Here is a 12,136-nt window from a genome sequence, read left to right as displayed (position 1 = left end):
AGGCCGGCGGGCTGGCCAGATCTTATCCCACCTTTTTGGTAGGAAAATGTCCTGGGGGCCCTCATGGGGAGTGGCCTCGGCCACAGCACCGGAAGAGGCACCGGAACCGGCCCAGGCCGACGGGGGCAGGGGCGGTGGCGGGTCAGGAAACCGGCTCGACCACGGGCAGTCCGGCCGCGCGCCAGGCCCTGAAGCCGCCGACCAGGTCGGTGGCGCGGGACAACCCCAGCTCCTGGAGCTGCACGGCGGCCAGGCTGGAGGCATAACCCTCGTTGCAGAACAGCACGATGTGCCGGTTCGCCGAGTCGGCCTCGGGCACCCGGTCCGGACTGGTGGGGTCGAGCCGCCACTCCAGGACGTTGCGGTCGATGACCAGCGCCCCGGGGATCTCCCCTTCGGCGGCGCGGTTGACGATCGGCCGGGTGTCCACCAGCAGCGCGCCCTCGCTCTGGGCGCTCAGGGCCTCGGCCGGGGTGAGGCGCCGCAGGCGGGCTCTCTTGCTGTCGAGCACGCGCTCGATGAAGCTCATCGGGCCGCCCCCTCGGCGGCGGGAACCGACTCCAGCACGGGGACGTCGGGCTCGGGGTCGGTGGTGAGGATACTGCCGGTGCGGCGCAGCGCGCTGTCTCCGGTGACCTCGTAGTAGTGCATGGCCGTCAGCGGCGGCGAGTAGGCGTGCACGCTCACGGCCGGACGGTCCGACGTGTTGATGACGTCGTGCACGTGGCCGAGCGGGAAGCGGCCTCCCTCATGCTCGGCGAGGGTGCGTTCGCGCAGCCCCCCGCCCCAGTAGTGCTCGACCAGCTCACCGGTGACGACGCTCAGGGCGCCGAGGGAGCCCGCGTGATCGTGCAGCCGGGTCGACTGGTCGGGTGTCCAGGAGATGAGCCAGACGTCGGTGCAGTCATCGGCGTGCAGCCGGACGGACCAGCGGTTCTCGGCGTCGAAGCGGATCTCGTGGAGCCCCTGGCGGACTTCCTCGGCGACCTTGGCGGTCAGCTCGGACAGGCGGTCCAGGGTGAGCGGCGTGGGCGCGGCGGCGGGCACGGCGGTGTCGTTGGCGGTCATGGGCTTTCTGGCTTCCCTCCGGGCGGTGTCAGTGTTCGCGCTGGCAAGGGATCACCGACAGCGCTCGTCGAAGGTGGCCCGCCGCCACCAGGACAGGTGTGATGATGCGCCGTCTACCATGCACGCCAGTAAACCATATTCCCTACAGGTTTAGTTGGTAGAGGTGGATTGGCAATCGTCACACCCTCACCCGTGCGCCCCGGGAGCGCTTCCGCTGACCGCCAGGACTCCGGCGGCGCGGTCGCCCGCCTCCAAACCCCGCGGCCGCCGGACCCGACTCCTGACCCCTCACCCGCAGACAAGGATGCCCTGACAGCCTCCAGCGGCTCCCTTCACATGCGATCAGAACGATGTGCCCGCATCCCGGGAGCGGGCGAGCAGAGCCCTGACACGGTCGACGAGGCCCCCGAGCGCGGTGCGCAGCCGACCCGCCCGGGAGACCCGGCGCAGACCGGGGCTGACCGCCACCGGGGCCGGCCCGGCGAGCGGCGCGGTGACAGTGAGGCCGTGCGCGGTGCGGCGCAGGGAGGGTCCTCCGATCGGCTCCGACAAGGCGATCCGGCACAGGACCGCACGGTCGGTGCTCCGCAGCAGCACCAGGGCGTCCGACTCATGGAGGACAAGGACCCGCCGGGGGTCGACCCCCGGGGCGAGCTCGACGTCGACCACCAGGCTTCCCCCGCTGCGGCCGCTGTCCACCCGGACCACGGGGTCGACGGCGAGCTGATCCCACAGGGCCTCCTCGAAACCGGGATGGACACCCTCGAAGACGTCCGTCACGCGCATCGGACCACTCCCCCTTGCCTTGAGTTCAACTGACTCAATTTTATTGACGCCCTCTGGCGAGGGCAAGAGGGATTCGTTGGTGGACAGGGGGCTGTGATCGTCATCACCGGGGGTGCGAGAATGGGCCCCGCCCGACCCCCAGCAATACGGAGCAGACATGGCCCTGGTCGCCGGTATCGACAGTTCCACCCAGTCCTGCAAGATCGTGGTCTGTGACGCCACCACCGGAAAGGTGGTGCGCGAGGGCCGCGCACCGCACCCCGACGGAACCGAGACCGACCCCGCGCACTGGTGGTCGGCCCTGACCACCGCCTCCTCCGGCCTGCTCGACGATGTCTCCGCCGTATCCGTGGCCGGTCAGCAGCACGGCATGGTGGTGATCGACGAGGACGGCGAGGTGGTCCGGCCCGCACTGCTGTGGAACGACGCCCGCTCCGCCGGGGCCGCACACGACCTGGTGCGTGAACTCGGCGGACCCCAGCCCTGGGCCAACGCCGTGGGCAACGTGCCCGTGGCCAGCCTGACCGTCAGCAAGCTCCGCTGGCTCGCCGAGAACGAACCCCACAACGCCGCTCGAGCACGCGGGGTCATGCTCCCGCACGACTGGCTGACCTGGCGGCTGGGCGGTGCCCGCGGCGAACCCACCACCGACCGCGGCGACGCCTCCGGAACCGGCTACTGGTCACCCGCCGACGGCCACTACCGCCCCGACCTGATGATCCAGGCCTTCGGCCGCGAACTCGACGTCCCCCGTGTGGCCGCGCCGGCCGAAGCCGTGGGCCTCACCCCCGAGGGCGCCGTCATCGCCCCCGGCACCGGCGACAACATGGGCGCCGCTCTCGGCCTGGGTCTGCGCCCCGGCGACGCCGTTCTCTCCCTGGGCACCAGCGGCACCGTGTTCGCCGTGCACGACCGGGCCGCACAGGACCCCACCGGCACCATCTCCGGCTTCGCCGACGCCACCGGCGGCTTCCTGCCGCTGGTGTGCACCCTGAACGCCGCGCGCGTGCTCAGCGCCACCGCCGCCATGCTCGGCACCGGCCTGTCCGGGCTGGACACGCTCGCGCTGAGCGCCGAACCCGGAGCGGGCGGACTGGTCCTCCTTCCCTACCTGGACGGGGAGCGCACCCCCGAACTACCGCACGCCTCAGGTTCCCTGCACGGCCTGCGCCGCGACAACATGAGCCCGGAGAACCTCGCCCGCGCCGCCGTGGAGGGCATGCTGTGCGGGCTGGCCGACGGGCTGGCGGCCCTGACCGAAAGCGGGGTGCCGGTCGAACGCGTACTGCTCGTCGGCGGCGGCGCCCGTTCGGCCGCGGTGCGCGCCGTGGCCCCGATCGTGCTGGGCACCCCCACCGTGGTGCCGCCCGCGGCCGAGTACGTGGCCATCGGCGCCGCCCGCCAGGCCGCCTGGACCCTGGCCGAAACCGCTGAACCTCCCGCTTGGACGCTGGGTGCCCCCGAGGAGGAGTCCGCCCCCGCCACCGACGTCGGCGCCGGGGTTCGCGAACGCTACGCCGAGTACCGCCGCACCGCCCACGGCGTGTAGCCGACGGACTGGGGCCCGGACGATGATGGATGCTGTCGGCGAATCCGCAGCGTCGGGGCCCGAAGAAGCGGAGAGCCTGACATCGGAAGGCTGACATGGAGAGGCTTCTCTGTGTCAGGCTCGGGCTCGGGTAGGGCGCGTCCGGGGTGGGGTCTGTGTGGGGTCTGCGGTTTGGGTTGGGGCACCCCCGTCTCCCGATAGCCGCCAACCGCCGTCGCAGCGAAGCGGGTCAAGGTGGAGCGCCGCATGACCCGGCGAAGACCTTGACGCGCGCAGCGGAGACGGCAACCATCAAGCGGCGGGAAACGGGGGAACCCAGCCCGAACCGCAACCAGAACCTCAGGCCCCAGGCCGCCCACAGACCCCACCCAAGCCCCACACCGGAATTAACCAACAGCATCGATGATGAACTGGGCCCCTGCTCGTCGAGCCCGGCTCCCCGACTAGTCCACGGCACCGTTTCCGGTCCGGGCCCGCGCGGAGACCGGGCGGAAGGACAGCAGGGCCGGGGTGAGCCAGCACAGGGCGGCCAGGAGCATCAGCCCCACCGAGGACAGGACCGTGGAGGCGGGCGCGCCCGCCTCCACGCCCGTACCGCGGCCAGCCCGGGTTCAGTCGGAGCTCTCGGGTCCCTGCCATTTCTCACGGACGAACTCGTCCACGTCGTAGGGCATCAGGTTGAGCGGCGGCCCGGGGACGACGCTCGCGTTCATATCCCGAATTTTCTTGTTGAGCCCGTCCAAGAGCTCGCGTACCCGCTTTTCGGTCCTGGCGGTACGCGCCTCGACCAGGGTGTCCTGTGCTTCCCGGCGCAGCTTGAGGGTGGGCGGAAGCAGCGACACGTTCTCGCTCTTCAGCTTCCTCTTGATCCACCAGTCCTCGTCGTAGGGCTTGTCGATGTCGGGGATCGGCTTGCCCGCGCCGGGGAGGTCGTCGAACTCCCCTCGTTCCCGGGCCTCTCTGACCTGGGCGTCGATCCATGACTCGAAGCTCGCGCCGGGTGGTTTGCGCTCTGTCATCGAACAGCCTCCTGGGGTTGGGGACTCTGCTCCCATGATGCGGCACGCCCCCGGAAAACGCGCGTGCCCCCGCACCTGACTGCCCTAGCGTGGAACCCGAACCAACAACCCCGCATCACCCCCACAGCGGCGACACACGGAGAACGGTGAGCATGAACCACGCCCCCACACGCCGGCTCGGTACCTCCGACCTCGAGGTCTCCCCGTTGAACCTGGGCGGCAACGTCTTCGGGTGGACGGCGGACAAGGCCACCTCCTTCGCGATCCTGGACGCCTTCCGCGCCGGCGGCGGCAACTTCGTGGACACCGCGGACTCCTACTCGGCCTGGGCCGAGGGGCACACCGGCGGCGAGTCCGAGCACGTGATCGGCGCCTGGCTGGCCGAACGCGGCCACGACGACATGGTGATCGCCACCAAGGTCAGCCAGCACCCGGACTTCAGGGGGCTGTCCGCCAGCAATATCAAGGCGGCCGCCGAAGCCTCCCTGAAACGGCTCGGGTTGGAGGCCATCGACCTCTACTACGCCCACTTCGACGACCCCGAGACCCCGCTGGCCGAGAGCGCCGAGGCCTTCTCCGCGCTGGTCGACCAGGGCAAGGTCCGGTACGTGGGCCTGTCCAACCACAGCCCGGACCGCATCCGTGCATGGCTGGAGCTGTGCGACCAGAACGGGTGGCATCGCCCGGTGTGCGTGCAGCCGCAGTACAACCTGGTCGAGCGCGGTATCGAGCAGGACCTGGTGCCACTGGCCCAGGCGGAGAACCTCGCGCTCCTGCCCTACTTCGGGCTGGCCCGCGGCTTCCTGACCGGCAAGTACCGCCCGGGCGCCGACAACGACACGAGCCCCCGTTCGGGCAAGGCACGTGCCTATCTGGACGACCCGCGCGGACCTCGGGTGCTGGCGGTCCTGGACGGGATCGCTGCCGAGCGCTCCGCGCAGCTGTCCACGGTCGCCCTGGCCTGGCTGGTCGAGCGCCCCGGGGTGACCTCGGTGCTCTCCAGCGCCCGAAACCTGGACCAGCTGGAGGGGCTCCTGGCCCTGAACGACCTGCGCCTGACCGCCGAGGAGACCGCCCGCCTCGACGAGGCCTCGGCCTGATCCCCGCGATCAGCTGACAGGTCGTGGTGGTGAGCGCAGACCGCCCCTGATCCCCCCCGGGCTCAGGGGCGGTCTGCGCTCACCACCACGAACGGCAACCCGACGAACAACCGCCCCTCGGCCGCGCGCTGCCGCTGTTCGGCCAGCCATCCCCGAACCCGGTCCTCGGCGACCGTCCCCGCCTTGTTCACCCGGGCCGCGAGCTGGACCAGGAAGGGCAGGACCTCGTCACCGGTGAACAAGAACAGCGCGCCCTCCACCTCGACCCCGGTGAACCCGGCCGCGCGCAGCAGTTCGGGCTGGCGGCGCGGGGCACTCGAGTGGGTGATGGCGTCGGCACTGGCGTGCACGATCTCCCGGGTCAGGGGCGGGTCCTCGGACTCGATCATGAAGGCGTCCCAGTCCTGCCCCACGAGAACGATGCGCCCGCCCGGGGCCAGGACTCGGTGCGCCTCCCCCAGCGCGCGCTCCGGGTTCGGGACAGCGTGGAACAACCGCTCCGCCCGGTAGGCGCGGGCGATCCCGTCCGGCAGCGGCAGCGCCTCGGCGTCCGCCAGGACGAACTCCCCCTCGGGGTGGCGCTGGCAGGCGGCGTCAAGCATGCGCTCGTCCAGGTCGAGACCGATCGCGCGCGCCCCGTCCCCGTCGATCTCGGCGACGGACAACCCCGCCCCGCAGCCCACGTCCAGGACCGTGTCACCGGGTTCGTACCGCAGGAGACCGCGCACCCGGTCGCGCAGTTCCCGAGCCCGGGGCCGCTGATCGAAGCCGTCGAGCCGGGCGAGCAGCTCGTTCACGTCATATCGCGCGGGTGTGGTCATAGGGCATCCTCCCGCTTGTCCCGCTCGCCCATCAACCCGTGGAAGATCTGTCCAGGTCGGGGGGCGGGTCCCCGCCCGCGAACAGCGGCTCCGGACCACTGGTGTACCCGGCGGTGAACTGCTTCCCGAAACCGGCCTCGCCCAGCCGCGCGCGAACGCGCTCCGTGATCCGGTCCACGTCGCCGCGTTCGGCCTTCGGCAACGGCACTCCCACCGACTCCCGGGCCGCCGCGGCCGCGCCCAGCAGGCGGGCGGCGGCCTCGTCCTGGCCGCTGAGTGAGCGCGCCCCGGCGATCCCCTCCAGGCCGAGAGCCACCGCTCGGGCGTCCCCGGTCCCCCGGGCCGCGGTGAGCCCTTGGGTGTGCAGTTCGAACGAGAGGTCGGCGTCGCCGCGCAGCTCGGCGACGAAACCGAGTTCGGCCAACGCCAGCGCGGCCCCGGGCAGCCAGTCGACCCGCACCGCCCAGTCCGCCATCTCCCGGATGTAGGCCTCGGCCTCGTGGAGACGGCCCTGGCGGCGCGCGGACAAGCCGAGCCCCATCCGCGCGTACTGCGTGTTGGCGATGTCCCCCTGGCCGCGGAGCATCTCCAGGGCCCTGCCGTGCAAGGCGTCCGCGCGTTCGAAGTCCCCTTCCAGCAGGGCGATCCGGCCGAGCCCGGCCACCGCTCCCGAGGCCTCCACCCACAATTCCAGCCGCTCGGCGGCGGCCAGGGCGGACTCGCGCAGCCGGGTGGCGGCCGGGTAGTCACCCCGGACCTCGGCGAGCACGGCGAGGGTGATCCGGGCGAACATCCTCCCCCAGGCGTCCCCGAGTTCCTCGAACAGGTCGAGTGCCTCCTGCGCCTGCTGCCCCGAGCGTCGCAGTTCGCCGCGCCCCAGGGTGTGCGAGGACTGCGCCACCAGGGACGCGGCCAGCCCCCACGTGTCCGCACGGGTACGGAAGGTCGCCTGTGCCTGGTTCACGAGGTCCTCGCTGAGCTCCTGGTCGCCCCGGCTCTGCAGCACGATCCCGAGCATCAGCGCCGAACGCGCGCGTTCGAGTGGGACGTCCTCCCCTGCCGGGCCCACCACCCTGTCGAAGTTCCCGAGCACAGCGCGGGCCCTGGCCGCGTGGTCGTCCTCGGAGCCGGTGAGGATCGCGAACGCCAGAGCCGCCCCCTCAGTGGCCACCGACAGCAGGGACGGCTCCGCGGGGGCGTCGATCTCCCGGGCCCGGGCCAGGAACCGGTTCCCCTCCCGGTACCGTCCGCGCAGGTACCAGTACCAGCCCTGCGCTCCGGCCAACCGCAGGGCCGGTTCGGCGGCTCCGCGGGCGACGTAGGTGTCCAGTGCGGCGCGCAGGTTGGCCGCCTCAGCGTCCAGGCGCCGCAGGCCCTGCTCCTGTTCGACGCCGAAGAGGGTGTCCCGCGCGCGTTCGGCGAGTCCGGTGTAGTGCAGGGCGTGCCGGTACTCGACATCCTCCGCTTCCCCGGCCTCGTGCAGGCGCTGGCAGGCGTACTCGGCGATGGACTCCAGCAGGTGGAGGCGGCGATCTCCGCGCGGGTCATCGGCGGCGACCACGAGGGAGCGGTCCACGAGCCGGGTGAGCAGGTCCAGGACCTCCTCCGGGGCCAGTTCCTCCTCGGTCCCGCCCGAACACACTTCTTCGGCGGCCTCCGGGGTCCACCCTCCGCTGAACACGGCCAGGCGCCGCAGCAGGATCCGTTCGTCCCGGTCCAGCAAGTCCCAGCTCCAGTCGATGATCGCGCGCAGGGTGCGCTGGCGCAGCGGGAGGTGGCGCTGGGCGGTGGCCAGGAGACGGAAGCGGTCGTCCAGACGGCACAGGACCCCGCTGAGGCCGAGGGTCCGCACGCGGGTCGCGGCGAGTTCGAGGGCGAGGGGGATGCCGTCCAGGCGGCGGGTGAGCAGGGCGATGTCGGCGGCGTTGTCGTCGCTGAGAGCGAAGCCGGGTGCGGAGGCGGCGGCCCGGGCGGCGAAGAGCCGGACGGCGCTCGACCGGCGGATCAGCTCGGGGGCGGCGTCCGCTGGCGGGACCGGCAGCGGGCCGACCGCGTGGAGGGTCTCGCCGGGAACGCCGAGGGGTTCGCGGCTGGTGGCCAGGACCCGGAGTCCGGGCAGCCGGGCCAGGAGAGCACCGACCAGCTCCGCGACCGGATCGATGACGTGCTCGCAGTTGTCGAGCACCAGGAGGACCTCCTGGCCTTCCAGTGCGTCCACCAGGCGTTCGAGGGGCGCGCGGCCGCCGCGGTCACGGACACCGAGAGCGTGGGCGAGGGTCTCGGCGGGGTCGGAGACCGGGGACGAGGCGGGCTCGCCGGGCTGGGTGCGCTGGGCCGCGAACTCCACCATGCGGGCACCGTCGGCAGGGACCGTGTCGAGTTCGTGGGCCAGGGCGGTGGCCAGGCGCGTCTTGCCGACCCCGCCGAAGCCGGTGAGCGTCACCAGGCGCGCGGCCTCCAGCAGCGAGCGGACCCGCCGCATGTCTTCCTCCCTGCCGAGGAGTTCGGTGAGCGGCAGGGGTATCCGTGGCCCTAGCGAGGGGCCGGGATCGGGTCGGTGTAGGGGACCCGATCCCGGACTGGCACCGGAGCGGGGTCCGCGGGCGGCCGGGGAGGCCTTGGCCGGCTCGGAGTGGCGCTCCCGCAGGGGTTCCTGGCGCAGGATCCGGCCGTGGAGTCCGGCGGCCTCGGGGCCGGGGTCGATGCCCAGTTCCCCGCGCAGGCGTTCGGCCAGGGCCGTGTACGCCGCCAGGGCGTCGGCCTGGCGGCCGTCCTCGTACAGGGCGCGCATGTGCGCGGCGACCAGGCGCTCGCGCAGCGGGTGCGCGGTGATGAGTTCGCGCAGCACGTCGGTGACCTGCCGGTATTCGCCGAGGTCGAGCCGGGCGAAGGCGTGTTCCTCCACCGCGGCCAACCGCTCCTCCTCCAGCCGGGTGCGGGCGGGTCGGCTGAACCCCTCGTCGGCGAGGTCGGCGAGTGCGGGACCGCGCCACAGGTCAAGGGCTTCGGCGAGCAGGTCGGCGCGGGTGCGCGTTCGCTCCTCGGTGCGGGCGGACGCCACCAGGTCATGGAAGCGTCCGGCGTCGACGGCCTCGGCGGGGACGTCGAGCAGGTAGCCGGGCGCACGGAACCGCACCAGATCCCGAGCGCCGGGCTCGGCCTCCTCCAGGGCACGGCGCAGCGCCCACACCTTGCGCTGCAGGGCGCGTTCGGGACTGCGCGGGTGTGCGTCGGCGCCCCATACGTCCTCCACCAGGCGGTCCGCGGAGACCGGGTGTCCGCGGTGCAGGACGAGGTCGGCGAGGAGGGCGCGGACCTTGCGCTCGGGGATGGCGACTTCGGCGCCGCCGGTGGTCCAGACGGCGACCGGTCCGAGCACACCGAAACGCATGCCCTCACCGTACCGAGTGCGGACCGAGTGCGATCCGGGGGCGGGCCGAGTGCGGTGGGTCCGAGTGTGGGGTCAGCAAGGAACACCGAGGCCCGAGAGAAGGAGCGTGGCACCCGTGCACAGCGAAGACCCCGTCCGGCTGTCCCTGATCATCGGCAGTACCCGTGAGGGCAGGTTCGGCCCCACCGTAGCCCGTTGGTTCCTCCGGTTGGCCCGTGAGCACCAAGGCGTGGAAGTCGACGTGATCGACCTCGCCGACACCGAACTGCCCGACCGCATCGTCGAGGAGTCTCCACTGCCCGCGCAAGTCGCGGAACTGGCGCCCCGGCTGGCCGAAGCCGACGCCTTCGTGGTCATCACACCCGAGTACAACCGCAGCTTCCCCGCCCCGCTCAAGACCGCGATCGACTGGTTCCACGAGGAGTGGGCCGCCAAGCCGGTCGGGTTCGTGTCCTACGGCGGGGTCTCCGGCGGCATGCACGCCGTCCAGCACCTGCGTTCGGTCTTCGCCGAGCTCCGGGCCACCTCGATCCGGGAGAACGTCTGCTTCCCCAACTACTGGGACGGGTTCGACGCGGACGGCGGCTGGCCCAAGGACGCCAGGGGCAGCGCCGAGGCCGCGGGCGGCCTGCTCGACGAACTCACCTGGTGGGCGCGCGCCCTGCGCACCCACCGCGGTGCCGAGCCCCTGCCCTCCTGAGCAGGCGCCCGACCGGTCCCCGCACCCCCGAGACCTCCGGAAAGGCCACCATGACCACACACGTACCCACCGTCCAGCGCGCGAGCGCGCGCACCTGGGTCGCGTTGGCGATCATGACGCTGCCCGTCTTCATGATGGCCAACGACGTATCCGTCCTCTTCCTGGCGCTCCCCGCGATCAGCGCGGACCTGCAGCCGCAGGCCACGCAGTCCTTGTGGATCCTGCACGTCGGTGAGCTGCTCGGCGCGGGGCTCGTACTGACGATGGGCCGGCTCGGTGACCGGGTGGGGCGGCGGCGCCTGCTGCTCATCGGTCTGGCCGCCTACGCGGTGGCCTCCACGATGGCCGCGTTCTCGCCCAACCCCGAAACCCTCATCGTGGCGCGGGCCCTGATCGGAGTTTCCGTGGCCACCATCTCCCCGTCCACGTTCTCGCTGCTGCGGCAGATGTTCCCCGACCCCAAGCAGTTCTCCCTGGCCGTGGCGATGAACCTCAGCATGTTCTCGGTGGGCATGGCGCTGGGTCCGCCGCTGGGCGGGCTGCTGCTCACCTACTTCTGGTGGGGCTCGCTGTTCCTGGTCAACGTCCCGGTGGCGCTGTTCGCGCTGCTCATCCTGCCGTTCCTGCTGCCCGAGTACCGGGACCCGGGCGCGGGCCGGCTCGATCCGCGCAGCGTGCTGCTCTCCACCGTCGCGCTGGTGCTCGTGGTGTACGGACTCCAGGAACTGGCCGCGCAGGGTGCGCGGCCGTCGCTGCTGGCCGCGGTCGTGGTGGGTGCGCTGCTGCTGTGGTTGTTCGTGCGCAGGCAGCGGCGGTTGGCCGATCCCCTGTTGGACCTGGGGATGTTCGCCCGGCCGGTGTTCGCCGTGGCGGTGTCGCTGAGCTTCTTGATGCTGCTCGCGGCGTCCGGGGCCGACCTCTTCCTGGTGCAGTTCCTCCAGTCCGCGCTGGGCCTGTCCCCGGGTGTGGTGGGGCTGCTGCTGATCCTGCCCGCGGCAGCGTCCTTCGTGAGCACGATGCTCACCCCGGTGCTGATCCGGTTCATGGGTTCGGGGGCGGTGGTCGGGTCCGGGATGCTGCTGGCCGCTGGCGGTCTGATGGTCGTGTTGTTCGCGGCCGGGAGCGGCACCGTGTGGGCGCTGATGCTGGGGAGCACGCTGGTGTCCGTGGGCGGTGGTCCGGTGATGACGCTCGGCAGCCAGCTGGCGCTGTCCAGTGTGCCGATGGAGCGGACCGGGTCGGCTTCGGCCGTGGGCGACGTGAGCAGCGGGCTGGGGCAGACCCTGGGGCTGGCGCTCATCGGCAGTCTGGGATTGGCCGTGTACCGGATCAGCCTGAGCGGTTCCCTCCCCGAGGGCGTGTCCTCGGCTCAGGGGGACGTGGCCGGGGACAGCATCGGTGGGGCGGTCGCGGTCTCCGAGCAGGTGGGCGGTTCGACCGGGGCGGCGCTGCGCGAGGCGGCCGGGTCGGCCTTCGGCCTGGGACTGCAGGTGAGCGCCGGAGCCGGGGCGGTGATGCTGACCGTGGCGGCGGTGGTGGTGCCGGTGTTGTTGCGGGGGCACCGAGCCGACCGGCCGGAGGAGAGCCAGCCGGGGAGGGGTTCGGCAAGCGCCCCTGAAAGCGCTAGCCTGCACGAGCACGGGTCAGGTGATACCGCCTGATTCGGGTGTATTCACTTAGGGTAATTGGATGAATCTGATAG

The 12,136-nt window shown here is 72.0% G+C and carries 11 protein-coding genes; 4 read left to right on the top strand and 7 right to left on the bottom strand.

Translation table 11 applies throughout. The features are described from left to right. Nucleotides 1-142: 142 nt before the first annotated feature. From HNR07_RS03210 to HNR07_RS03200, 3 genes are all read right to left on the bottom strand, one after another. Nucleotides 143-529, bottom strand: coding sequence for a rhodanese-like domain-containing protein (locus tag HNR07_RS03210; RefSeq protein WP_184361726.1), 387 nt, complete (start codon nt 527-529; stop codon nt 143-145). Continuing rightward, nucleotides 526-1,068 (bottom strand): cysteine dioxygenase, encoded by a 543-nt coding sequence (locus HNR07_RS03205; RefSeq protein ID WP_184361723.1) that lies wholly within the window; start codon nt 1,066-1,068, stop codon nt 526-528. The genes HNR07_RS03210 and HNR07_RS03205 overlap by 4 nt, the downstream gene beginning before the upstream one ends. 342 nt (nt 1,069-1,410) lie before the next feature. Further along, a complete protein-coding gene (locus tag HNR07_RS03200; protein WP_184361720.1) occupies nt 1,411-1,854 on the bottom strand; it encodes a hypothetical protein in 444 nt (147 codons plus the stop codon). 157 nt (nt 1,855-2,011) lie between these two features. Here HNR07_RS03200 and xylB point away from each other — a divergent pair, with 157 nt between their 5' ends. Beyond that, nucleotides 2,012-3,403 carry a xylulokinase gene (xylB, locus tag HNR07_RS03195; protein ID WP_184361717.1) on the top strand — a complete coding sequence of 464 codons (1,392 nt, stop codon included), beginning with the start codon at nt 2,012-2,014 and terminating at the stop codon, nt 3,401-3,403. Between the two features lie 443 nt (nt 3,404-3,846). Here xylB and HNR07_RS03190 read toward each other — a convergent pair whose 3' ends face one another. Both HNR07_RS03190 and HNR07_RS03185 read right to left on the bottom strand, forming a co-directional pair. Beyond that, nucleotides 3,847-3,990, bottom strand: a complete 144-nt coding sequence (locus tag HNR07_RS03190; protein WP_184361714.1) for a hypothetical protein — start codon at nt 3,988-3,990, stop codon at nt 3,847-3,849. Between the two features lie 24 nt (nt 3,991-4,014). Next, nucleotides 4,015-4,422 carry a DnaJ family domain-containing protein gene (locus HNR07_RS03185; protein ID WP_184361711.1) on the bottom strand — a complete coding sequence of 136 codons (408 nt, stop codon included), beginning with the start codon at nt 4,420-4,422 and terminating at the stop codon, nt 4,015-4,017. A gap of 152 nt (nt 4,423-4,574) precedes the next feature. On the opposite strand from HNR07_RS03185, the gene HNR07_RS03180 reads away from it, so the two are divergent. Beyond that, entirely contained in the window at nt 4,575-5,522 is a 948-nt protein-coding gene (locus tag HNR07_RS03180) for an aldo/keto reductase (protein ID WP_184361708.1), read from the top strand. Between the two features lie 62 nt (nt 5,523-5,584). On the opposite strand, the gene HNR07_RS03175 is transcribed toward HNR07_RS03180, so the two are convergent. Both HNR07_RS03175 and HNR07_RS03170 read right to left on the bottom strand, forming a co-directional pair. Further along, the gene (locus tag HNR07_RS03175) at nt 5,585-6,343 is read right to left on the bottom strand and encodes a methyltransferase domain-containing protein (protein WP_184361705.1); all 759 of its coding nucleotides are present in this window, start codon (nt 6,341-6,343) and stop codon (nt 5,585-5,587) included. A 31-nt stretch (nt 6,344-6,374) separates the two neighbouring features. Next, nucleotides 6,375-9,734: an AfsR/SARP family transcriptional regulator gene (locus tag HNR07_RS03170; protein WP_184361704.1), complete on the bottom strand. Its 3,360-nt coding sequence runs from the start codon at nt 9,732-9,734 to the stop codon at nt 6,375-6,377. A gap of 106 nt (nt 9,735-9,840) precedes the next feature. On the opposite strand from HNR07_RS03170, the gene HNR07_RS03165 reads away from it, so the two are divergent. Beyond that, the gene (locus tag HNR07_RS03165; protein ID WP_184361701.1) at nt 9,841-10,434 is read left to right on the top strand and encodes an NADPH-dependent FMN reductase; all 594 of its coding nucleotides are present in this window, start codon (nt 9,841-9,843) and stop codon (nt 10,432-10,434) included. A 50-nt stretch (nt 10,435-10,484) separates the two neighbouring features. Then, the gene (locus tag HNR07_RS03160) at nt 10,485-12,095 is read left to right on the top strand and encodes an MFS transporter (protein WP_246420046.1); all 1,611 of its coding nucleotides are present in this window, start codon (nt 10,485-10,487) and stop codon (nt 12,093-12,095) included. The last annotated feature ends 41 nt before the right edge of the window (nt 12,096-12,136 follow it).

Origin of the sequence: Nocardiopsis metallicus (assembly GCF_014201115.1) — a bacterium.
Lineage (GTDB): Bacteria > Actinomycetota > Actinomycetes > Streptosporangiales > Streptosporangiaceae > Nocardiopsis > Nocardiopsis metallicus.
The sequence above is the reverse complement of the archived record's forward strand: the minus strand, read 5'-3'. Positions and strand labels throughout refer to the sequence as shown.